This window comes from Rossellomorea aquimaris, assembly GCF_001877785.1.
GTDB lineage: Bacteria > Bacillota > Bacilli > Bacillales > Bacillaceae_B > Rossellomorea > Rossellomorea aquimaris_A.
Genome location: NZ_MINN01000074.1, coordinates 196,635 through 220,041, shown reverse-complemented (window position 1 = coordinate 220,041; position 23,407 = coordinate 196,635). Strand labels below are relative to the sequence as shown.

The 23,407-nt window shown below is 44.5% G+C and carries 19 protein-coding genes and 1 pseudogene; 1 reads left to right on the top strand and 19 read right to left on the bottom strand.

Annotated features, from left to right (window positions below):
* Positions 1-303: 303 nt before the first annotated feature.
* From BHE18_RS04940 to BHE18_RS04920, 5 genes are all read right to left on the bottom strand, one after another.
* Complete coding sequence (locus BHE18_RS04940; protein WP_071617512.1) at positions 304-2,481, bottom strand: malate synthase G; 2,178 nt, start codon at positions 2,479-2,481, stop codon at positions 304-306.
* 270 nt (positions 2,482-2,751) lie between these two features.
* Positions 2,752-4,218, bottom strand: coding sequence for an FAD-linked oxidase C-terminal domain-containing protein (locus tag BHE18_RS04935; RefSeq protein WP_141771833.1), 1,467 nt, complete (start codon positions 4,216-4,218; stop codon positions 2,752-2,754).
* Positions 4,218-5,552, bottom strand: a complete 1,335-nt coding sequence (locus tag BHE18_RS04930; RefSeq protein ID WP_440480381.1) for a (Fe-S)-binding protein — start codon at positions 5,550-5,552, stop codon at positions 4,218-4,220. The genes BHE18_RS04935 and BHE18_RS04930 overlap by 1 nt, the downstream gene beginning before the upstream one ends.
* An 18-nt stretch (positions 5,553-5,570) precedes the next feature.
* The gene (locus BHE18_RS04925) at positions 5,571-6,878 is read right to left on the bottom strand and encodes an FAD-binding oxidoreductase (protein ID WP_071617509.1); all 1,308 of its coding nucleotides are present in this window, start codon (positions 6,876-6,878) and stop codon (positions 5,571-5,573) included.
* Positions 6,879-6,944: 66 nt separating this feature from the next.
* The gene (locus BHE18_RS04920) at positions 6,945-7,634 is read right to left on the bottom strand and encodes a FadR/GntR family transcriptional regulator (protein WP_235860250.1); all 690 of its coding nucleotides are present in this window, start codon (positions 7,632-7,634) and stop codon (positions 6,945-6,947) included.
* A gap of 663 nt (positions 7,635-8,297) precedes the next feature.
* Between BHE18_RS04920 and BHE18_RS04915 the strand changes: the two genes are divergently transcribed.
* The gene (locus BHE18_RS04915; RefSeq protein WP_071617507.1) at positions 8,298-9,092 is read left to right on the top strand and encodes a sporulation protein; all 795 of its coding nucleotides are present in this window, start codon (positions 8,298-8,300) and stop codon (positions 9,090-9,092) included.
* A gap of 72 nt (positions 9,093-9,164) precedes the next feature.
* On the opposite strand, the gene BHE18_RS04910 is transcribed toward BHE18_RS04915, so the two are convergent.
* From BHE18_RS04910 to BHE18_RS04845, 14 genes and pseudogenes are all read right to left on the bottom strand, one after another.
* Positions 9,165-10,331: an N-acetylmuramoyl-L-alanine amidase gene (locus BHE18_RS04910; RefSeq protein ID WP_071617506.1), complete on the bottom strand. Its 1,167-nt coding sequence runs from the start codon at positions 10,329-10,331 to the stop codon at positions 9,165-9,167.
* A 543-nt stretch (positions 10,332-10,874) separates the two neighbouring features.
* On the bottom strand, positions 10,875-11,336 hold the full coding sequence (locus BHE18_RS04905; RefSeq protein WP_071617505.1) for a GNAT family N-acetyltransferase: 462 nt from the start codon (positions 11,334-11,336) through the stop codon (positions 10,875-10,877).
* A gap of 94 nt (positions 11,337-11,430) precedes the next feature.
* Positions 11,431-12,188 (bottom strand): annotated as a pseudogene (locus tag BHE18_RS04900) (AAA family ATPase).
* A 172-nt stretch (positions 12,189-12,360) separates the two neighbouring features.
* A complete protein-coding gene (locus tag BHE18_RS04895) occupies positions 12,361-12,999 on the bottom strand; it encodes a 2OG-Fe(II) oxygenase (protein ID WP_071618237.1) in 639 nt (212 codons plus the stop codon).
* Positions 13,000-13,646: 647 nt separating this feature from the next.
* Positions 13,647-14,375, bottom strand: coding sequence for a sulfite exporter TauE/SafE family protein (locus tag BHE18_RS04890; RefSeq protein ID WP_071617504.1), 729 nt, complete (start codon positions 14,373-14,375; stop codon positions 13,647-13,649).
* 156 nt (positions 14,376-14,531) lie between these two features.
* Entirely contained in the window at positions 14,532-16,592 is a 2,061-nt protein-coding gene (locus BHE18_RS04885; protein WP_071617503.1) for a DUF4179 domain-containing protein, read from the bottom strand.
* A gap of 139 nt (positions 16,593-16,731) precedes the next feature.
* On the bottom strand, positions 16,732-17,871 hold the full coding sequence (locus BHE18_RS04880; protein ID WP_071617502.1) for a metallophosphoesterase: 1,140 nt from the start codon (positions 17,869-17,871) through the stop codon (positions 16,732-16,734).
* A 37-nt stretch (positions 17,872-17,908) separates the two neighbouring features.
* On the bottom strand, positions 17,909-18,427 hold the full coding sequence (locus BHE18_RS04875) for a hypothetical protein (protein ID WP_071617501.1): 519 nt from the start codon (positions 18,425-18,427) through the stop codon (positions 17,909-17,911).
* 103 nt (positions 18,428-18,530) lie between these two features.
* Positions 18,531-18,986, bottom strand: coding sequence for a GNAT family N-acetyltransferase (locus tag BHE18_RS04870; protein WP_071617500.1), 456 nt, complete (start codon positions 18,984-18,986; stop codon positions 18,531-18,533).
* Positions 18,987-19,046: 60 nt separating this feature from the next.
* On the bottom strand, positions 19,047-19,703 hold the full coding sequence (locus BHE18_RS04865) for a hypothetical protein (RefSeq protein ID WP_071617499.1): 657 nt from the start codon (positions 19,701-19,703) through the stop codon (positions 19,047-19,049).
* Positions 19,704-19,885: 182 nt separating this feature from the next.
* Positions 19,886-20,074 carry a hypothetical protein gene (locus tag BHE18_RS04860; protein ID WP_071617498.1) on the bottom strand — a complete coding sequence of 63 codons (189 nt, stop codon included), beginning with the start codon at positions 20,072-20,074 and terminating at the stop codon, positions 19,886-19,888.
* A gap of 143 nt (positions 20,075-20,217) precedes the next feature.
* Positions 20,218-21,777 carry a YndJ family protein gene (locus tag BHE18_RS04855; RefSeq protein ID WP_071617497.1) on the bottom strand — a complete coding sequence of 520 codons (1,560 nt, stop codon included), beginning with the start codon at positions 21,775-21,777 and terminating at the stop codon, positions 20,218-20,220.
* Positions 21,746-22,357 (bottom strand): DUF4166 domain-containing protein, encoded by a 612-nt coding sequence (locus BHE18_RS04850; RefSeq protein ID WP_071617496.1) that lies wholly within the window; start codon positions 22,355-22,357, stop codon positions 21,746-21,748. Before BHE18_RS04850 ends, BHE18_RS04855 begins: the two co-directional genes overlap by 32 nt.
* On the bottom strand, positions 22,354-23,268 hold the full coding sequence (locus BHE18_RS04845; protein WP_071617495.1) for a DoxX-like family protein: 915 nt from the start codon (positions 23,266-23,268) through the stop codon (positions 22,354-22,356). Before BHE18_RS04845 ends, BHE18_RS04850 begins: the two co-directional genes overlap by 4 nt.
* Positions 23,269-23,407: the final 139 nt, after the last annotated feature.

Below are 23,407 nucleotides of genomic sequence, written 5' to 3'. Positions count from 1 at the left end.
TACCTAAAAACAGCTGTAATAGTCTAGCTGGTAAGCAATCAGAGAGAGCTTATTATCGAAAAATGAAGATTTATTATCAAAAAAATTGAATTTATTATTGAAAATCCACTTTTTATTATCGAATCCTTACAAACTATTATTAAAACTTTCCTTCTATAATCGGAGTCACAAAGATATAATCGAATTCGCCTCTATGTAAACGAAAAGACTCCGCGAAACCAACAAATAGTATCGCAGCTTAGAAATTCCCGGTCCATCTTGCAAAACAGGGCATTCAAGAAGAATGCCCCATTACATTTCCTATTACTGCTTTACCCCATACTTCTCTTTCGCTTCGATCCGTCTCCGGTGGAGGATCGGTTCGGTATAGCCGTTTGGCTGTTCGTACCCTTTGAAGACAAGGTCGCAGGTGGCTTGGAAAGCGACAGATTGATTGTAATCTGCGGTCATCGGGCGGTAGTCAGGGTCGCCTGCATTTTGCTCGTCAACGACCTTTGCCATCCGCTTCAACGTTTCCATCACTTGTTCCTCGGTGCAGATGCCGTGGTGCAGCCAGTTGGCCATGTGCTGACTGGAGATGCGCAGCGTGGCGCGGTCTTCCATCAAGCCGACATTGTTGATATCGGGCACCTTCGAGCAGCCCACTCCATGTTCCACCCAGCGAACGACATATCCAAGGATTCCCTGCGCATTGTTATCGAGTTCCTGCTGAATTTCCTCAGCGGACCAATCTGGAGATTCCGCAACAGGTATTGTCAAAATATCATCGCGCAGGTCAGAAGCTTCTTTCGCCAGCTCATCCTGGACATCCTGCACGAACACTTCATGATAATGAAGTGCGTGGAGCGTCGCAGCCGTTGGCGACGGCACCCATGCCGTATTGGCCCCAGCTTTGAGATGGCCGATTTTCTGCACCATCATTTCGGCCATCATATCAGGCATCGCCCACATCCCCTTGCCGATTTGAGCACGACCCTGGAATCCTGCCGCAAGTCCTGTCTGGACGTTCGATTGTTCATAACCCTTGAGCCATTTCGTGGCCTTCATATCGTTCTTTCTGATCATCGGGCCCGCTTCCATCGAAGTATGCATTTCATCCCCCGTACGATCGAGGAATCCAGTGTTGATGAACACGATTCTTTCCTTTACCGTGCTGATGCAGTTCTTCAGGTTAAGGGTGGTCCTGCGTTCTTCATCCATGACCCCTATCTTCAGCGTGTTACGGTCCAAGTCAAGCAGATCCTCCACCCTGTCAAAAAGTTCATTAGCAAAAGCGACTTCCTCGGAGCCATGCATTTTTGGTTTTACAATATAGACCGATCCCTTTGCAGTATTTTGGTAGCTTCCCGTCCCGCGCAGCGTATGCTTTGCTATTAAACTCGTAATAACTGTATCAAGGATCCCTTCATGCACTTCCCGGCCGTCCTGATCCAGGACGGCGCTGTTCGTCATAAGGTGTCCGACATTACGGACGAACATCAGAGAACGTCCGGACAGGGTGAGATCTTTCCCGGCGGGGGTCTTATACGTCCGGTCAGAGTTCAGTGTACGAGTCATCGTCTTGCCTGCTTTATCAAATACCGCTGCGAGATCCCCTTTCATGAGGCCCAGCCAGTTCCTGTAAACAAGTACCTTGTCCTCGGCGTCGACTGCCGCCACAGAGTCTTCGCAGTCCATGATTGTCGTAATCGCTGATTCAAGGACAATATCCTTTACATTTGCATCATCCGACGCCCCGATCGGGTGCTTCTCGTCAAATTGGATTTCAATATGGAGGCGGTTATTTTTCAAAAGGACTGATGAGGGGCTCTCAGCTTCCCCCTGATAGCCGGCAAACTTGCTTTCGTCCTCTAATCCTGCTGTTTTTCCATTTAGTAGCGTCACGGCTAATCTGCCGTCAGCGATTTCATACTTCAACGCATGTTTGTGGGAGGCGTCTTTCAAAGGCACGGCCTGATCCAAAAAGTTCCTTCCAAAGTCTATGACCTTCTCGCCCCGGACCGGATTGTACGCGCCTTGACGGCCGGAACCGTCTTCTTCACCGATCGCGTCGGTCCCATAAAGGGCATCATACAGGCTTCCCCACCGCGCGTTGGCAGCGTTGATGGCATACCGTGCATTATTCACGGGTACGACCAGCTGAGGCCCGGCCAGGAGCGCCACTTCATCGTCAACGCTTTCAGTTGTCACATTGAAGTCGCCCACTTCCGTCTCGAGATAGCCGATTTCTTCTAGGAACGTTTTATAGCTGGCGAAATCGAATTCTTTGTTCTCTTTATGCCACTCGTGAAGTTTATCCTGGATTTCATCACGGCGGGCCAGCAGCGATTTATTTTTAGGTGTGAGATCTTGAATGAGCTCACCGAATTCCGGCCAGAAAGCTTCACTGTCAAGTCCTGTACCGGGAAGGACTTCAGCATTGATAAACTCATACAACTGTTGATCTACCTGCAAGGATCCTGCATTGACATAATTACTCATTAATGATTCCTCCTATTTTGGCTCAGGGCGCTGTATTGATGCTGGTGGTTTACGTGCAATAACTTATATAAGCTATTATTAAAATCATTTGTAGTTTCTTATTAAGAAACGCTGTTTCGTAAATGTTATAATGATGATACCATCTTTACGTTCACCATTCAATCATTTTTCTAATAATTCAGTATTTTCATCATGCTTGCTGGAATAAGCATATTCGCTTTGTTCAGATTTTTTCATATATACATAGACCAGACCGCAGTTCCTATCGATCTATGACCCAATCACTTCCTGCTGGGACTTCAACTCTTTCTTAATCTCCACGCAACGGCCTGGGCTCGGGAACAGTTTGCCGGCATTCAGTAGATTGCGAGGGTTGAAGACTTCACGTATATTGCTCTGGGCAATGATTTCATCGTCATTGAAGACGAAGCGCATTTCTTCTTTCTTCTCAATGCCTACACCGTGTTCTCCCGTAATGGATCCGCCTGCGTCGGCACATGCCTTCAAGCATTCGCTCCCTGCTTTCAATGCTTTTTCTGTTTCGCCGGGGATCCGTGCATCAAAGAGGACGAGCGGATGCAGGTTCCCGTCCCCCGCGTGGAAAATATTCGCTATCCGCAGCCCGTATTCAGCACTGATTTCGTTTATTCTCTTTAACACTTCAGGAAGCCGGCTTCTCGGTATCACACCGTCCTGGACCAGATAGTCGGGGGAGATGGCTCCCATCGCACCGAAGCCTGTCTTCCGGTTGGCCCACCATCTGCCTCTTTCAAGCTCATCCCGGGCGACTTTAACTCCCCGGACGTTCCTTTTTCTGCACACATCCAATATTTGATTGATCTGCTCTTCGATTCCGGCCGATATCCCGTCCACCTCGATCAGAAGCAAGGCTTCGATATCCTTTGGATGTCCCACAGGGAAAGCAGCTGCCTCGACTCCTTCAATCGCGATTTTGTCCATCATTTCCAGGGCTGCAGGGACGATGCCTTTCGAGATGATATCGGAAACGGCCTGGCTTCCATCTTCCACGCGGTCAAAATAGGCGAGCACCGTTTGTTTCGCTTCGGGATTTTTCAGGATGCGCACGGTGATCTTCGTGACGATTCCGAGCGTCCCTTCAGAGCCTGTCAGAAGGCCGAGCAGATCATAGCCAGGGGCATCGGGGATTCCGCTCGGGCTGATCTCGATTATGTCTCCGTTCGGCAGCACGACCTCCAATCCGAGAATATGGTTGGTTGTGACACCGTATTTCAAACAGTGTGCCCCGCCGGCATTCTCGGCGACATTTCCCCCGATCGTACAGCAGTATTGGCTTGACGGGTCAGGGGCGTAATAATAGCCTTTATCTGAAATAGAGTTAGTCAGCTTCAGATTCACGAATCCCGGCTCGACGACTGCACGCCGGTTTTCTAAATCGACACTTAAAAGCCGCTTCATCCGGACGAGGCTGATGATTACTTCCCCGTTAATAGGGATTGCGCCGCCGGACAGACCGGTGCCTGCGCCCCTGGCCAAAAATGGAAGTCCGTTATCGGAGCAATAGGTTACAAGTTTAGCCACTTCCTCCGTATCCTTAGGGAATACGACTGCTTTTGGCAGATGCTTATGGAGGGTGAAGCCGTCGCAATCATAGGCGATCAGATCCTCCTTATGATACAGGATACTGTTCGGTCCGTTGACAAGAGCCGCGAGACCTTTGATATGAGGATCTGCAGTCTTTAGCTTTTTCAGTGCCATCATGCCCTCCCCCTTTCTTCATCCTCTTTTTGATACGCCCAGTCAAGGAGCTGTACGGTATGGACGACTTGTTGGTTTTTACCGTACTTCTTGACTCCCATTGCCATTTGCAGCATACAGCCTGGATTCCCCATCGATATCATTTCGACATCCTCTGGGACATTCTGCATTTTGTTCTCAAGCACTGCACCTGCCATTTCAGGGTTTGTGATATTGTATATGCCGGCACTTCCGCAGCAACGGTCAGCATTCGGCATATGGACCATTTCGACTCCAGGGATCTTGAGGAGAAGATCGCGCGGCTCCTGGCGTACACCCTGCCCATGCGCCAAATGACAGGCATCATGATACGTAATCCGTGTTTTCAGTTCCGCTTTGGGCCTTTCATAGCCTGTATCATGAAGATATTTGGAAATGTCTTTAACTTTTGCGGAAAACTCCTCAGCCTCTGCCCTCCATTCCGGGTCTTCATGAAAGAGTTCCGGATAATCCTTCATCATGCAGCCGCAACCCGCTGCGTTCACAATCACCTTGTCACTATCCTTGAACGCTTCGATATTCTGTTTGGCAAGCTTCCTGCCCATCTCCCTGTCTCCCGAGTGAACATGAAGCGCGCCGCAGCACGTTTGATTTTCCGGAATCACCACATCGTTCCCGTTTCTGGTCAGGACATTGATCGTCGAGTCATTGATTTCCCCGAACATCACATCCATCACACAGCCCGTCAGTATGGAAACCTCGTGCTTCGTTTCGCCATTCGCTTTGATGACCTTCTGGTTCTTATATTTTTGCCGTACAGATTGTTTGATTTCGGGCATGATCGCTTCCATCTCTACCAGATGCCTGGGCATCACGTTGATGAGGCCCGTCTTCCTTACAAGCGTCTGCGCGCCGCTCTTTTGGTAAAATTTCAGCACGCCCCCGAGTGCATTCAAGCGGTTCGGGTGCGGGAACAATCCTTCGAGGAATGTTTTGCTGACCATCCCTTTCCATCCCTTAAGCGGCATCGCCTGGCGGATTTGTCCCCGCGCTTCCTCAATCAATCCTCCCACATCGACATCGGCGGGACAGGCGGTCGTACAGGCACGGCAGTCGAGGCATGCATATACGGGGTCCATGAACTGCTCATTCACTTCAAGCTTCCCTTCTGCCACCGACTTAATCAGGTGTACACGCCCCCGGGGGGAATGCTGTTCCTGTCCCGTCAGTTCATACGTTGGGCATGATTCCAGGCACATCCCGCAGTGGACGCAGTCTGCCCACTTGTTTTCATCCGGTTTGTCATTCCATAAATAGTTGCTTAAACTCATGTCAGAACAGGGCGGTGTTTTCATAAGCTCTTTTACACTCACCTAAATCCCTCCTACAAATCGTTTGTAGTTCAATACTGAATTAGGGTCAACTTTTGCTTTGATGCCTTGAAGTAAAAAGAGATAGGACGGATCGTCCCCCCATATTTTGATCTTCTGGCGCTCAAAAAACGGAAGGCTCTTAACGATGACATAGCCTCCACGGTTTGTTGCTGCCGCCGTCAATTCTCGAATGACTGAAAGGACGTCTTCATGGTTTCCCTTCACATGGGCGCCGCATAGTCCATGGCCGAGTCCGCCGTGCGCCAGGATTTTGACCCGGTGACTTTCTTCAAGATGTTCACAATCTTTTAATACATGCAGTACGTCGAGATTGACCATACCCATTTTCAAAATGGCATTCAAACCTGTTCCTTCATCAACGGCTGATCCGATACGTGAAAAGTCAGCCCAGAAGTTCATGGCTTTATCCCGTTCATAAATCGTAAGCTGACTGCCCTCAGGCTTTAGCCGCTGTACAGTCTCCTCCTGATAACGGACCGAGCTTTCAACATCCTCAAAGCTCATTGCGACTGTATACATTTTTACTCCGGTCAACTGTTCAGAAAGCGGCGGATTCAGCAGTTCAAGTGAAGTCGGCTCAAGTGTTGAATCAAGCACATCAATAACAAATTGACGGATGTCTGCCTGCCCTTCTGCCGGAAAGGATACAAGGACGAGGCTTTCACATTTTGAAATGGGCCGCAATTTGAGGGTCACTTCAGTCAGCACGCCCAGTGTACCCATGGAACCGATAAACAGCTTATTCATGTCGTAACCTGCAACATTTTTCACAACTTTTCCGCCAGAGCGGATGATCGTACCGTCAGGATAGACGATTCGCAGCCCGATGACATTGTCCCGTGCTGATCCGTAACCGAGCCTTTTGGGACCGCTTTCATTTGCAGCGATTATTCCACCGATGGTTGAATCGTCTGTCCAGGCCGGATCGAGTGCAATTTTCTGTCCGTAAGCTGCCAGATACGTCTGCAGTTCTTTGAAGGTCGTGCCGGCTTTGACTGTAATGGTCAAGTCACCCGTCGCATGTTCCACCACTCCTTTGTACTCTGCCATTGACAGAATAATGTCTGCAGATTCAACAAGCCCGCCGTACCCTCTCTTCGTCCCCCCGCCTTCCACAGTCACTTTCTTACCTTTTTCATTTGCATATTTTACTATCGCTGCAACCTCTTCTTCCGATACCGGGCAGACCTTGAGATCACCGCCGTTCCCGAAGCGGTCCAGCTTCCCTTTTTTAACCCGCGATTCGGGCACTGCGTTAGTCAACTCTGTCACAAGCTCACTCAGCATTGTCCACACTCCTTGTTTTGTAATAAGAAACATCGTTTCTGAAGAATTCGTAAAAAAAAGAACGTCTTATGATTGAAGTACGTTATTGACTAGCACTTTCTCAACAAACTCCAGATGACTAATCATATTTTCCTTGGCTGCAGTTGCATCGCTTGATTGAATCGATTTGAAGATGCGGTTGTGCTGTTCCATGACAAGGTTCGAAATTTCATCCCGGCTCTGGATATGCTGGTGGACGTCAATCATCGCTTTCCTCGTTGACGCTGCAATGAACGCCATCAATTTAACAAGGATCATATTCCCGGTAATGCGGGCTATCTTCATATGAAACTCGTAATCGGCCTCCCAATTGGCCATCACTTCCTGAGAGAGAAAGCTCTCCAGGATGCAAACATCCTCAACCGTCCTCTTTTCGGCAGCCATTCCAGCGAGCCCCGGCTCAATCATTTTTCTTGCCTGGAACAATTCGCGAATATCCTTCGTGTCAGGAAGCATCAGCTGAGTCGTGAAGAAACTCTCTGTATCGAAAGCACGTATATACGCTCCTTCGCCCTGCTTCACCTGCAGAATGCCTTTTCCCTTCAACGTTGTCATCGCATCCCGGACGGCTGACCTGCCGACTTCGAACATCTCACAAAGCTCGCGAACGGATGGAAGCTTTTCTCCTTCCTTAAACATACCCGATTGGATCATCCGTTTGATTCTTTCTTCCACCTGCTCAGATACCTTCTTCACTGCAATCTTATCTGCTGTCAATTTTCCACCACCCTTCTTTTCAAACTTCATCTCTGGTTGTCACATATCTGATAAGTTTAGTATGACTCTATTTAAACATCAATAGTTTGAAAATTCAATAATTTTTTCGGTTTTCCACATTTTATTTGCTTCGATATGAAATTCTCAATTCAAATTTCGGCCAATCTCAGCATATGTTTAAACCGGCTGGACGGCCATTCAAATACAAAAAAGTGTCGAACCCGTTCCCGTTCAACACTGATTTCATCAATAATCATTTTTTTATATCTTTTTTTCTACTCCAGCTTTTTTATTCCTCATTTAATAATATAAAAGGGCAATCATGGCAATCGTCTCTGATACCTGTGCAGGTGGCGATTACATGTTCAGAATTACCGCTCCCTTTTGCGAGCGAAATTTCTACGTTTACATCCTTTTCCGTCCTGCTACACACACCCGATATTCGAAAATTTTCGCATAAAATATAGATTCCCCCTTTGCTTCCATTAGGGGTATACCCTTTACACAAAAACGTAAACGATATAACTGAAAATAGTTTAATAAACTGTCAAGAATCTTGTCCGGCCTTCCAAAAAGCGTCTTCTTCATCTAATCTTTTTATTTCTGCTGTTACCAAACCCAATATTTGTGCTACGATGAAATCAAAAGGAGGGAGAGGAATTCATGTCTGTTTTCGATAAAGTGGTTGCGAGTATGGGAATAGGTTCTGCTGCAGTTGATACAAAGCTGAAAAGTCCTTTTATTCAGCAGGGGGAGATTCTAAATGGAATCGTAGAGGTAAAGGGCGGAAACACGGATCAACGGATAGAAGCCATCAATCTTAAATTAATGACAATGTTCGGCCATGAAGGAAGCGATCGATTGTCACCGGCCATAGTAGAGTCTTTTCAACTAAATGAACCTTTTACAATTATTAGAGGTGAAAGAAAAACCATTCCATTCGCTATCCAAATCCCGCACGATACGCCGGTAACAATGACAGATCCTCACACCCAAAAGAATGTACCTCCCGTTTGGATCGAGACGGGAATTGATATCCGAAACGCGATCGATCCGAAAGACAAGGATTATGTTACAGTCGCGCCATCCACCATACACGAGAACATTATTGACGCAATCAAGGTAATTGGCTTTAAATTCAGGCAGATGGAAAGTCAGAACACACCTGCATGGGTGAAAACGAAGCGTCCATTTGTACAACAATTCGAATTCATTCCAACTTACGGTAAGTACAACCGGAAGCTGGACGAACTCGAAGTCTATATTCTTCAAGGCGATCGTGAAACGACTGTATATTTTGAAATTGATAAACGAAGTAAAGGATCCATGGCCGCTTTCAAGGAAAAGTTTAATCTCGATGAATATAGAGGAAGCGTGAATCTTGACAATCAGCAGATTCTCGTCAACAGAAGCAGGGTCAGTGATACATTCGAACAGATTATAGACAACGTCCTCTGAAGTGAGATTCAATAAAAAAACCGGCCATGAATGCAACATTTTCATTGCATTTAAGGCCGGTTGTTATTTTTATTAATAGGCGGTATACCTTCCGTAATCACCTGTTACATATGCTCTTTTGCCATTGTAGATGACTTCCCAATAGCCTGAACTGCTGTTCTTCCCCCTGACCGACCCTGTTACCGGTATGGTCCGGCCTCTTGCTATGGTGCCGATGTTCTTGGAATTCAATCTGTCAGGGCGGTCTTGGATGATGGCCGCTTGCGCTACACCCATGATCCTGATTTCACCAATCGCGACCGGACCTGGGGAAGGACCCGGATTTGATGGCGGCTTCGTTCCTCCGCCCGAACCCTCTACTTTTACAAATTTAGGGGCAGCCGTGACATAATACACGTGGCCGCGCGAATTTTTCACTTCATACATATAGGCACCCTCGACCCTTAATTTGCGGAGAATCACCGGGAATCCGTATTGAAACTTTAACGTCCCTGCCTTGTATGCATCATTGAAAGTCGGCCTGCTGTAAAAGTCCAGCCCTTCAGATCCTCTGTAAATACTTTCTACACGTTTACCGATATAATCAGGTGAAACACCGCCAGTACCTGATTCCGGAGGTTTAACCCCGCCTCCAGGTTTTTCGTCCACATAAGGAACCCCAAAGAAATCACAAACTCCTCTTGCCTGCTCTTTCGCTGTTTCACGCTGAAAATCTTCATTGATCATGAGCAGCGCTTCTTTCTCATTATCCATAAATCCATTCTCTACAAGTACAGCTGCTTTATTGAATTCCCTTGTCATATGAAGGTTCTGCTCAATGATTCCGCGGAATACTTGCTTCGTTCCCTGCTTCAGATATTTTGCAATGCTTTCTGCCAGCCTCCTGTCATTCACATCATTGAAATAAACATGAATTGAATGTCCTTCAGGGTCTTTGCCTGGACCGTCAAATTTCCCGTCGAACGCATTGAAGTGGTTGGAAATCAGCGCATCCGCGCCCCTGGAATTGGCAAGCTCCGTCCTATCCATCAGCGGAGTATCCCCATCCGTCGGAGCTGTTAAAAGGGTCCTGAAACCACATCTCTCTAATTCTGTTTTCAAAAAGAGCGTTACTTTCTCATTAAATTCATTTTCCCGTATCTGCCTCCCTACGGAAGGAATATATGGCGTACGTTTTCCTGCTGTTCCAAGCCCGTGACCGTCGTCCAATGCTATTAAATAATCACTAGCTTTAGCCATTAAATCTATCACCCCTTCTACTAGTAAAATATTCACAGCTTGTACAAAAGGTCACGGCTATGCACAAAAAACCAAGGTGATTTGAATACCGGTGAAGTAACCGGAATTCATTCCGCCTTGGTTAATATTTTTATAGATGCTGATCTGCACGATGCTAGAGTTGTTCATCCTATTTATCTGATGGGACTTTCATTAGCTAATGTTGATCAAAAAAGTCCTGGTCGTTTATAAAGAAAGACTCTTTAAGTTTCTCTCTCCCTCCCATTTTAGCAAATCACTCCTGAACTCACTTATATGCGGCCCGTCACTTCTGACTTCCCCTTCAATTATTTCTTAATCTTCATAGCTGTCGTACTCCAAAATAGCGAAGATTTCAACTGCTTCTCCATCTGAGGAGGTCTTCCACCGGCCAATCAATCTAGCTCCATGCTTCTAATGGGCAGGAAGGAGGGATTCGTTGAAGTGCTGATTGAATTCATTCACTATTCCTGATTCCAGTTAATATACTTTTCTCCCATAACTCATTCCGTGTGCCTCTTTTTATCATGTCATGCGATGTCCCTCTTTCCGGGCTTTTATATATCCGTAATAACTGCATGTTCCGTTTTCCGATAAATCCTTTACTTCAAACCCGCACTTTTTATAAAATGTAAAATTATCTGCGGATGTATGAGCAAACCAGTCACCGTGAGGAAGCTTCCCGACGCAGAGTTCAACCAGCTTCTTTCCGATTCCCCTTCCCCTGTAATCGGTGGAGACAACAAGATCCATTATATTGGCAGCCATAATCCTGTCGGATATCACCCTTACCATCCCGATCATTTCATTCCCATCCCATACTGTGAACGCCCAGGTAGAATTCTCAAAGATCAATGTGAATTTCTCTTTTTGCCAGCGTGGTGTTGTTCGCACCCATCCTGCTTCTTTAAACAGGCCTTCAACGGCATCTGCAGGTACACCAATTGTTCCCTCACGTATAATCAAACCATTATAATATTGATACATTGGCAGTCTCCTCATATTATTAAGTCATTTTCGTTGCGGCGGTCTTCAAAAATATGGTCATATTCAATTATTACATGGTGTAACAAGACAACCATCACTCTTTAAACAAGTGAACCAGCAGTCTTTCCCGGTCATCGAAAAATTGCTTCATCATTTTATAATGACCCGTATTTTCAAGGCTTAATTCTGTCATCCCTGACTCGCTTAATTCAACGATTTTGGAATCAGGGTATGCCATTACGATGGGGGAGTGAGTCGAAATAATGAGTTGGGACCCCTGCTGGACCAGCTCATTTATACGTGCAAGCATCGACAGCTGGCGAAGAGGTGATAACGCTGCTTCCGGTTCATCCAGTATGTAAAGTCCCTGTCCGCGAAAACGCTCTGTGAAAGCTGCGAAAAATGATTCACCATGCGACTGCTCATGAAGCGATTTACCTCCGAAAGAGTCGATCACTTTTGCCACAGGTAATGGTTCCCTGTCCATTTCTTCTATATTTGAAGCGACATTATAGAATGATTCTGCCCTAAAAAAGAAACTGTCCTTTGCCCGTTCAACTCCTTTAACGATCCGCAGATACTCATGCAGATCAGAGTGGGAATCATAGCTGGAGAAATTAAAATTCAGCGTTCCCCCCTCTGGGTTAAAGCCCAATGCAATGGCGATGCCTTCAAGAAGAGTAGACTCCCCATGCCATTTTCACCTATGATATAGGTGACATTCGGATGGAAAATCAACTCACTGAAATTTTTCATGACGGGCAGACAAAACGGGAATTCGTTATAAGAGGGAATACGGTCTTCCTTTAGAGATATACCTCGAATATATTGGGTATCCCTCGTCAATTTCATAATGATTCATCCCTTTCAATTTTGAGCGCATATTTAATTGTAATTCTATTTCCAGGACCCCATTCCCTCCATTTTTTATCATTTCACATGAACTAGCGGGGTGATCAACTCACTTTCTACTCAAAAAAAGATAATGAAAAAAGCCCTCCATATTGGAAGAGCTTTCTTCTCTCTATCTGTACACTTTTCTTCTCATCCATTGCGTAGCTGCCCATTTGTCGCCTGTGATTACCGGGCCGCCGCCATGAAGGGTGAGTTCATTCAGCTCCTGGTTGTCATAGAAATACTCAAAATAAACGGCCATACCCTTTTGAGGGGATACAGAAAAATTCAATTTAGGAAAATAAGTTTCCCCGCCTTCTTCCACGTCATTAAGGTACATGACAAGCGTACTGATTCGGGGGTTGGTTACAGGTTTATTTTGTGCCGACCTGAAGAAGTCGAAGTGCGCTTTGTACTCCTGCCCGATTTTATAATTCAATATTTGAAGCCCCTCACCATGTTCAACCGGAATGCTCATGATTTGAGAAACCCTCTTCTCAACTTTCGCTACCAGTTCATTTTCAGCCTCTTCAAAAAACATGCTGCTGCTGGTGCGAAGATCGTCCACACTGCGTTTATTTCCAATCTTGGACCGGTTCATGCGCTCTTTAGAAAGCTGGATGAGCGCATCGCATTCTTCATTGCTCAGTACATCTGCCAAAACCACGATACAGGGTTCTTCCATTCTGGCGATGATTTTTATCTCGCGATCATCCGTGATGATTTTATTCCCTGGATGATGAAAGATACTTTGTTCCTTAATCTGCATTTCCTTTGATTCAATAATCAATTTTCCTCAACCTCTTCATTTTTTAATATTCCGAATACTCCAAGAAAACTTGTCGTCCGGCAGGCTGTGATAACAAGGTCAACAACATATTCGGATATCTTCAGATGTAAATTTCACACATAATTTGTTTTAATTTTACACCCGGCCTCCCCAAAAAAGAAGTGCTTTTTTACTCTGTTTATGACATATTTTCTACTAAACTTGCTTCGATGTTGAATCTGGAATGTAATAGAAAGACAAACAGTGCCTAAGTCCGGCATTTTATAACGGACTCTGATCACGCTATTGATTTCCGTGCAAGACTTCGCTTTCCGCGGGTAGCACGTGAGCCTCCTCGGCAAGCCTGCGGGAAGAAAAGCGTAGGCGGCTCGCCTAGAGGCACATGTCATAAGTCAAACCGTCCAAGAAGGCAAAAGAGCGCCTTCGTGGCCGATTCGCATTATGCCACAGCCTCTGAGCAAAGCCCTTACGCTTTTCTAATAAGCTACTCTTCCCGCAGGAGTCTTCGTCTTGCACTCCAATTAACCGCTGGAAAGAACTAAAATGGAATCAACATTTAATCTAATTACCGACTAATTTCCATAGAGAGAAAATTCATTCCAAATCACTTATATCCATACTTTATATTATCTGAAGAATATACTATTGATGAGTAAATACAAACCAGTGAAAGTTAACAGAAAATAAGTGAAAATCGTGAAAATCCGCTGGTTGACCCAGTTAAAAAGATATTGGCCGGCCAGCAGGCCGAGGAACACAACAGGGATGGCATACAAACTTGATTTCCATATAACTGAATCGGTACCTGTAAATATAAGCTGGGTTATCAGACTGATAAGATAAATGAAGAGATAAAATGCCAGTGTGGTGGAACGCAACACTTCCTTTTTCGTATCTGTCCCCGTAAAATACAGCAGCAGCGGAGGGCCGGGCATTCCGATACTTGTCGTCAGAATGCCTGAAATACCCCCTATCAGGTAATCCCGGAGTGGTGTCCGATTGATCCTGAACCTCAAGATAAGTAAAAGAGTCAGAACCAGCAGGATGATACTGACAACAATGTTGAACGTGGTAAGGTCGTCAATCGACTTAAAAATAAGTAACCCGGCCGGAACGCCTGCCAGACTCCCTGCAATAAGTTTCCTCATTAACTCATAATTTATGGACTCCCTGATTTTCCATATAAGAGCGATTGAAATGAGCAGCGATAGAATGAGATTGATCTGGATCGCTTCAGCAGGTTGGAAAAGCAGGAGTAAAAAAGGAGTGGCCATGATGGAGAACCCAAAACCTGTGCTTGTCTGAAGGGTGGAAGCGATGAAAATGATAAGAATAAAAATAAATACGCCTGTCAAAATGGAACCTCCTTAAGTCTTCATCCCCATTTTATCATTGTTTGGATAACCTAAAGACCCTGATTTGAATGTCTTTTTCTCCTCAACATCAATATTCGCAAAAATGGAACTGGTTTCCCAATAAAAAAAGCCTGCCCTATTGGACAGACCTCTAAGTCACAACTCAATCTTCACCATTTCATCCAAATATTTCGTTGTCGTGTATCCTTCAATATCAAGCGTTTTTGGGATGACTTCTTCCCGTGAGGTGTCATTGAAAAGTTGGAAACTTTGAACAGTTTCAAAGTACCGGGGCTGCTCGATTTCTTCGAAAGGATAGCTCAGTTCCATGGGATCGTATTCCTTACCGTTTTTATCCACAAGGACTCCCTCTGATTCCATCCCCATAGAGACATTTTCATATTCTTCCTGTCCTGTGACGTGGAGTTGAAGCGATTCATATTCACGGTTCATGAGATCATGATTACTGATTACTACTTTTGTCGGCAATCCCACTTCCACTTTATCAATTGAAATGGTACTTCCCAGGTAGTCAAATGTTTGTGGATATGGTTTCGAAGACTCCAATTCTATCGATTTTTCATCCTGGACTGCCAGATGAATCGAACCGAATTTCACATTGACTTCTTCTGGCGCCTGTCCGAATAGTGGATCAAAATGTGCCTGAAAGGTATTCCATTCAATATTTCCTGGATTGTCCACAAATGAACTGCCGTATAAGTCTGCTTTCAATTTTTCACTTCCTGCTTCAAGGAGTTCGAAATTAAGCATTTCAATTCGCTTATCACCGTCCAGATTCTTGAAGCTATACTGGAGGATCGTTGCAGTCGGGGCAATTGTAAGCTTTTCAAAACGGACTGGCAGGCCCTCGATTTTCGTTTCGTTATCCAACGCATATTCTCGTGAAGGATTCTTCTTCACAGGGATTTCAAATTTCCATACTCCCTCTGAGAATTCCATTTCCTCATAAGCCCATGGATTAATTTCATCCGTATTCTCAGGATCGACCATCAATTTCTGCAGCCTGTTAATATTCAATTTGATTGTCCCGCTTTCATCTTTCAGCGGAAGCAGACTCAGTTTCCCTTCGAATATATTCTTTTCATTTTTATCAAAATCCGCAGGCGGGAATGGAGGTGAGAATCTTTGCTGTGCGGATCGATCCATGATTTCATATTCGTTCTCAACGTTCACGCCGTCATGCAGATTCAGCATATATCGATTGTCTTCTTTTGTATCTTGGATTTCATAAAAAACCAGTGTCTGCACGTCGTCCGCGATTACACTTTTTATTTTTATTTTCACACTGTCACTTTCCGCTTCCAAATCAAGCCGTTCACCAAAATCATTCTGCAGATATGCGCGGAGCTCTTCGTTATCTTCTGTCCAGGAGTAATAGAGGCTGCTGAAGGTGCCGGTGACTAAACCGGTGCACAGCAGCAATGTAAACACGGCAGCAAATGACACTCCGATTTTTATACGCTTCTTTTTCTTTTTCAGCCTGATGTTTTCCTCTTTCTCAAGCCTTGCTTTTACTTTCATTAATATACCGCCGGGCACATTCACCTCTTCTGCAGTCCCCTTTATGGTCAGCATGATATCCTGGAATGAAGCGAGTTCCTCTTGGCAGCCATGACAATTGTATGTATGAATTTCAAAATCAACTTTTCGCGGGCGGTCAAGGTTTTTTTCCAAGTAATCTATGTAGTACAGTTTATATTCGGGACAGCCGTTAAAGTTCCCGTGATAGCCCAGTTCCTTTTTCAATAACTGGATTCCTGAAAATAGGCGTTCTATTATTGCCCCAATGTCAGCATGGAGTATCTGCGCCGCTTCCTCAATGGAATATCCCATTAGGTATACGACCCCGATGGCTTCTTTATCTTTTGCTGAAAGTTTTTGCAGTGCGTCAAATATATCCTCCTCAGGCTGGCTCGGTTGAAACGCTTCTGAAAGCTCACGGCAAACCTGGATAAAAATCGAAGAAGTCCAGATATCAAAGGGACTCTTTCTTTTATAATTCGGCAGTTCTTGATGTATTTTTTTAATAGCTCTGTAAAATAGCTCCTCCACTTGCTTCTGGTCCCTCAGATACATCCAGCCAATCGTATAAAATGAATTCTGATACTGTTCAAACCAATCAAGGGTGGATTCCATATCTTTTTGCCTGATCTTACTGATCAGGAATGGATCTGTTTTTCCGTTCGCCGGGATCATTTCCACATCCCCCTTCAATACTTATGCCGCTTTAAAATGACAAAATTGTTAGAAAATAAATTCCGTGAGTCTATGTTACCATATCCAACCAGGGATGTTCATCCTCTTTTTCCAAATTTTGATCTTAAACAGGTGCTTCTTACTTGTTCAGAAGGGAATTCGATTTTTTATGTGAAGAGTCATGGGATGCAAGGATCCCTTTTCCGATCCATCCAATAACCCCATTCTTCTTAATTAAATCGTACCCGCTGCAGTTATCGTCAATAAGTGAAACGATGTCTCCTTTTTCCACTGAGATTTGAGCACAGGATACATCGTTTTTGGCATATGTACTGCCATCTTCTCCTTGATAAAAATATTCATTTTTCACATATAACTTGTTTATTGTTTCGACCTGTTCACATAAAGTGAAGTGTTGCCCAGCTTTGATGGGGACGAGTTCATAGGATGGATAGGAGATTGCACCCGTTAATTGTGCATCAGCATGAAAATCCTCTAAAACTTCAAATTGCGGGAATGAATCGGTATAGGTATATGCGATCGAATCCTTTTTATTTAAACGATCAATAATCAGGGCATTGAGCTGACCGGTTTTTTTAATGATGTTTCCACCATCAATCGCGATCATTTTTTTGCCTTCATCGATGATTGGTTTGTGTGACGATATATCGGAAGAGTAGTTGACGACCGGCCAGTGGCCGACGATCACATGTTCGCCCGCATTATGCGTGTGATGAAGGAATGAACGAAATGTTATGGCTTTCAACCGTTCTGTTTCCTTCCAATCGACACGATCCTCAAGACCGGCGTGAACGAAGATATAGTCATCCGCTTCAATTGCAGTCGGCAATTGAAGCAGCCAGTTAATTTCTTTTGAAAAATGGCAGGTCAACCTTTCTTTGATTTCTCCGACTGACGTATCCTCGCCGATGACAAAACCTATTTTATCGAGCCATTCATTCAGGATCGAGTGTTGTCTCGTTTGTAAATATCTCAGGAGTTCAGGGTTTTCTTCCACTAGATCTTCAACCAGTGTGTCGCAGTTGCCTTCAGTGACATGTACATTTGGGTATTGAGCCTCCAGCTCCATGACAAATCTCACCACACCGTCACTGTTGCTGCCTTTTTCACAAAGATCACCGTTTATGATCAAATAATCTCCTGAGTCGAAATCCACCTTATCCAATAATTGTTTGAAAAGCTCCAGTTCACCGTGAATATCTGATATGACGATGACTCTTGCATTTTCGGGTATGAATAACTTTTTGATTTTATCCAACAGGGTACACCTCTCTGTACATTGTTTTTTCTATAAGTTATTTCTCTTTGACCGGAAGCACGATGGAAGAATATACGTTTCCATCTATTTCGATGTCCATTCTCCATTTTCCACTTTCGGGGAACCATAGTTTGACAGGCTGCTTCTTATCATGGGGCTGAGAAAGTGCTATCGGTTCTCTTTTTGCGGAACCGTCATGAGTAAATAACAGACGAACTTTATCTGAATTCACCGCCGCAATGGGTAAAATCACGTTTGTTTCATAGTTCCTTTCTTCCACCACCAATGATTGGTATTCAATGCTCCCGCTCTCATCACCCAAATACAAAACACCATCGGAAACATAGTCACGGCTTATGTGCCATTTGGCCCTTTCCTCCCCTGAAAAGTGAAGGAACACAAAAAGCAGTACAAGAGATAAACAAGCGGCTTGTGCTTTCCAGAATCCATTTACAGTTTTGAATGAGTTCATTATTTCAGAATAAGGAGCCACTTTTTTCAACACCAGGAAGACAACATTCAAAAGAAGCAGAAAAAAAGCAAGATATAAAAACAAAGAATTCCCCCTTTTCCCATCATTCTATTAAGCTTTTATTTAATTATTTCCACTTTAAAATCAGAAACGCTGCATGTAAAAGATCGAATTCATAGCAAGAGATTCATGTAAGGTCGAGTGCCATCCGGATCATATCCCTGCACTGTATTCCATTTTCGAAAATCTCCTCGTTATAGTGCTTTATGAAGAAATCCATATCAACACCCGTTATTCTAAACCCGCATTTTTGATAGAGTGCCAGCTGGCCGATGCCTGAGTTGCCGGTACCGACTTCAATCGTTTTGTAGCCTTTACTTTTTGCCCTCCCGATGGCATCGGTCACCAGCTCTTTCCCGATCCCCCTGCCATGCAATTCCTCTGAAACTGCAACATTCACAAGCTCAATCGTTCCTGGCCTGGTCGGCAGCAAAACATAGACACCGACTATCTCCTGTTGGATTTCGGTCAGGTAACAATACCCGCGCCCGACATATTCCTTCACAATTTCTTCCGAAGGATCAGCCAGCAATAACAGTTTCATAGGAAGCTTTTCACCTTCCATACGTTCTCTAATGTTCATTTTTCCACCCTCACTTTATGTTTATGTTTCAAGAAAAACAGCAGACGGATACAAATTCCATCAGCCCACTTGCATATTCAACCTATGATTTAACCGTACTTTTATGTCTTCTACAGTACGATCAACGAATGCATTCATTTCTGCAGCTGTGAGATAAATAAATTCATGATCATCTCCAATCGAGCTGGACTGGTAGAATTTTGTTATATTCCTGATTTGCTCTAATGTCTGACCGTTTCTAAAGAAACTCACATACTCCGGAAAATCATCGATGTGCTGAAAATCCGTCCAGAAAATGCTGTCTTGATGCTGCTTGAGGTATAAAAAATCCTGCCCGTACCAATCTCCTTTGACAATTCTCGCGTAATCTGGAGAGTTCAAGATATCCTGATAAACCTTCTCCTTTTTCTTATCCGCTACGATCTTCAGCCACTCCTGATCGGTAACAAGATGAATGTAATAGCCAAGATAGTAAGAATATCCCTCGGCATCTAACTCATTTTCTCCCAGGAGATATTCATCGTAAAATGATTCTGCATTGATTTTCCCTTCATCTTTGAAATGAGTAATCTTTTTCGGTGGATGAGGGACCCCGTCCTCCCCGATAATACCGCAGTCCGGGCCGATGTTCCCTACCAAAAATCCGATCCGCGAAACGGCAAGTTCCGTTTTCAATAATTCTTCTGCGATTCTGAAATGTGTCACCCAAGTAGCCAATGTCATCTCTCCTTAGATATGTAAATAGTGCGATTTGATTTTATCGCTGCATCTCGCTTTTGGAAACCAGGAACAGTTAAAGCCGCTTTCACAATTATCCAATAATTTCTAACTCCTAACAACACTTTATACAAAAAAACTGGAGACCATTTGTCTGGTCTCCAGTCACTGTACCTATACATTCACCCTTTAAAATAAAGAAAAATAATCAGAAATACGATAAGCCCCATTAATAAAATCGGGCCCAGCCCCATACTGTAGACGATGTACACTTTCGCATTGAGGATAAAACGAATGACATGGATGATGAGTAAAAAAATCAAAATGAAGATGGAGATATTCACAAGTGGATTCCGATTATTTCTATACAAGAAACCAGCCCCTATCTAGAGCTCCGAGTTGACTTACACACTGAAAAAGTTTCTATCGTACAATTAGTCTTTATATAAATATTCATCTTGTCCATTATCATTCATACATTTTCTTATCTAAGCTGAAGCTTCTGATTGATACCTCATATTTTCCGGTGAATCAAATACTCGATATTCAAAAAATGCATCCCAAAGATTTTCATATTGTGACTGGCTGCAAGTGAACCCCGGCTCGTTTCCCGGATCAAGAAATGCTCGGATAAAGGAAGTTTTAAAAGACTATCCCCTCCGGCCAGATAAACACCCGGATCTCCCTCTCCTTCGCTTGACAAAATCAAGGAGCCATTCAATTCCTTTAATTGAAGTATACCGACCATGGAGGAATGCGGTAGCGGCAGGGCAATATTCATAAAGGTCCTCCCGTTCGTTTCGTGCCGGGAATAGATGGCTGCAAACACGGTGGAATGTTTCACCTTGCGGACCCATACCCTCGGATGCTCCCTGCCATCCATGTCCGGATCCACCTGCAAGATTTCTCCTGTCATTTCCGTTCTTTTGCTGGAAAGAGGAAGGTTCAACTGCTGCATCCTTCTGCTGATCAGTTTGAAGCACAGGGCCAGCGGCATGAACCAGGCAGCCCATTTGACTGAAGCAGTTAATTGGTACTCCTCTGTGTGCTCATAGAAATGAACGATTGAATGGGGTAAAGAATCCACATCAACAAAGTCTTTAAGATTATCGACAAGACCGGGATGCTTTTTACCGGACCACTCACATCTCCCTTTTATCCTGCTCACCGGAAAGGTCCACGTTTCCTGTTTCGATGCCGGCGGGGATGCCGCCCAGCCGATCACACAGGCAAGTCCAAAAAAGATACAATTGACAAGACCGTGGAACAATAGCATGAATTCGATACTGACATACCAGTATCCAAAGGCACTATTCAGCGCATAAAGCATTGAAAATAAAATGGTCACCCCAAGCGCAGAGTATGATATCCGGATCAGGAATGCCTGCAGACGGGAGGCAAAGCGGGTCCGGAAAGAAAGCCCGATCAGACTGTAAATGGCAAGTATGTATAACAGCACGGACAAGACTTCAAGAATCGGCCAAAAAGTAATCCCAATGGCAACAAGCATAGGACCTGCCAGGATAACAGGTACGATCCACCGATACAAAGTTGACCCATGCATCCTTCCAAATAAACCAAGGGAAATAGGCAGCAAAAAGGCTGAGTAATGAAAATGTATGGCCGTTAACCATGTGATCAATGGGTTGAACCCTGTATCCACCCCATTAATATAAGCAAAAAACCACAGCCCGCCTATAAACAGATACATCAAACCCACATCTATTGAAATTTCTGCCAAATTGGTGAAACCCCTCCTGGAAAAACGTTTCAATCCATTAGCTGCCACCAAGAGGGTAAAGCTCACATAAATAAATGAGAGCAGCAGCTTGCCTCCACTCAATGAAACGAATTGCAGCAGGAAAACGGAGAGCATCGCAATCCAAATGATTATTCTATGCAGCCTGCTCAATTCAAGGATCTGCAGAAGCATGACTGGTACCAATATCAATTGTGCAGCAGTCAGCATCAATAAATGAGGCTGGTCAGTCACCATAAAGCAGCTTGCGGTGAAAAGAATAATCCCTGAAAGGGTGGCGGGATTAACCAGACAGCGCAGTAAATGTACCTTCATAAGTCATCATCCTGCCTATTAATTTATTATTTATATCAACTTTTATGGTATAGCATCCACAGACCTCATCATACCCTTCCTCCACGGCGACCTCGCCTCTGAATAACGAAGGGAGCGGGATTTCAAAGCTACCGGCAAGGAAACGCTGAGAACCGGATTGTATGTGCAACCCTCCGTCATGGTTTACACTAAGATTCAGGTCGGAATAAAACAGGCTTGGTTCACCCAAATAATCCTTTACTACCCCTCGCTCGGCATCAATGGTCATGAAGGCATTAAATTGACGTGTCTCTTCTTTAAATAAGAAGGACCGCTCCCAATAAACCTCTGTCTCTCCGCTTTGCAGGAGCCTGCAGCTATTTTTAATCGTGAACGGTACATCCTTACCGCTTTCAGGAAAAAGAAACTTTCTGCGTACAGCATAAGTTAAAAAAGGCTTAAGCCAGGCAGGACCGGTTTCTATTTTTGACATCGTTCCTGTCCCCTGAAATGGTTGTCCTAGAGGCAGCATATATCTCTCCTGAAGTTTGGGATGCAGCTTATGAAAGTCCTCTCCTAGAAGTTCTTTATATATTGTCACTTTGAATCAACCTTTCTCTTTCTAATACAGCTGGAGGCAGTGGGTAAATCTTTGGCAAGAATGAAACCGATAATGGAGAGTACCCACAGACTTGCATTGAAAGTTACTGGATTGAATGGGTGATAAGAAATGTAGGGATTCGACGAAACAGCCAGGATCATCAATATAGGGAACACGAACATCTGCAGTGCATGCAGATGCCTTTTTTTACGATATAAAAGCCAGACGGCACCGAAAAGGATTTCAAGAACCCCTATGATTTGCACTCCTTTTACAGCTGCCATCCCGTCCAGAGAGGACAAGGCTGAAAGCATCGAAACTTCTTTGGGGTGTCCCGCTATGACCTTCGGAACCAGCCCCTGATAAACCCAAACGAAGAAAAAGAGTATGGCCATCATTGTACTGCTGAAGTAGCGCATAAATTGTGAGCGCGGCGGCTCCCCTTTTTCAATCCATTGCTTGAGCACGTCAAAACTTAGAGCCGTCGCCCACCCCATCAGCGGACGGAACACGGTGTCTATGAGTCTTCCAAACCCGCCAAATCGGACGTCATAGCCATATTGGGTAAGGAAAGTTGTTCCGTTTTCCGTCGGGACATATCTCCAGTATCCTCTTCCTTGACAGATCGGAGAAATTTTCTGGTCTGTCCCGAAATGCAGTGAAGAGGTCCTTGAACCGTCTTCTTTATGATGGGTCCCGACACTTTCACCCCAGCCAGCAACCTTTAAAAACCAGAATTTTGTCTCGTATCGAAATGATTGCGGATCATCATCTGATGTTTTTGGAAAATAGGTGATGGATGTAAATCGAAGATCCCACTGCTCATGGAGATGAGGGTCCTGAGACATCTCCCACACTTTATCGACAGGTGCCTTGATGGGGATTTCTACATAAATTGGTTTGTTTTTCATTGGCGTCACCTCTGTTATTAAAATACCATAATTATTCATTGCATATGTTGAAAGCTCTAAATCTACCTATAATTCCTGTACGTATTCCAACAAAAAAATTGCAAGCCCCCCATTTTGGGTTGGACTTGCAACCTTTGTA

Bases quoted from the DNA above. Each gene is read 5' to 3' on its own strand.
- BHE18_RS04910 (WP_071617506.1), bottom strand. From the start codon at position 10,331: ATGGCTAAAGCTAGTGATTATTTAATAGCATTGGACGACGGTCACGGG.
- BHE18_RS04915 (WP_071617507.1), top strand. From the start codon at position 8,298: ATGTCTGTTTTCGATAAAGTGGTTGCGAGTATGGGAATAGGTTCTGCT.
- BHE18_RS04935 (WP_141771833.1), bottom strand. From the start codon at position 4,218: ATGGCACTGAAAAAGCTAAAGACTGCAGATCCTCATATCAAAGGTCTC.
- BHE18_RS04895 (WP_071618237.1), bottom strand. From the start codon at position 12,999: ATGCAGATTAAGGAACAAAGTATCTTTCATCATCCAGGGAATAAAATC.
- BHE18_RS04925 (WP_071617509.1), bottom strand. From the start codon at position 6,878: ATGCTGAGTGAGCTTGTGACAGAGTTGACTAACGCAGTGCCCGAATCG.
- BHE18_RS04905 (WP_071617505.1), bottom strand. From the start codon at position 11,336: ATGTATCAATATTATAATGGTTTGATTATACGTGAGGGAACAATTGGT.
- BHE18_RS04930 (WP_440480381.1), bottom strand. From the start codon at position 5,552: ATGAAAACACCGCCCTGTTCTGACATGAGTTTAAGCAACTATTTATGG.
- BHE18_RS04845 (WP_071617495.1), bottom strand. From the start codon at position 23,268: ATGAAAAACAAACCAATTTATGTAGAAATCCCCATCAAGGCACCTGTC.
- BHE18_RS04870 (WP_071617500.1), bottom strand. From the start codon at position 18,986: ATGAACATTAGAGAACGTATGGAAGGTGAAAAGCTTCCTATGAAACTG.
- BHE18_RS04855 (WP_071617497.1), bottom strand. From the start codon at position 21,777: ATGAAGGTACATTTACTGCGCTGTCTGGTTAATCCCGCCACCCTTTCA.
- BHE18_RS04885 (WP_071617503.1), bottom strand. From the start codon at position 16,592: ATGATCCCGGCGAACGGAAAAACAGATCCATTCCTGATCAGTAAGATC.
- BHE18_RS04940 (WP_071617512.1), bottom strand. From the start codon at position 2,481: ATGAGTAATTATGTCAATGCAGGATCCTTGCAGGTAGATCAACAGTTG.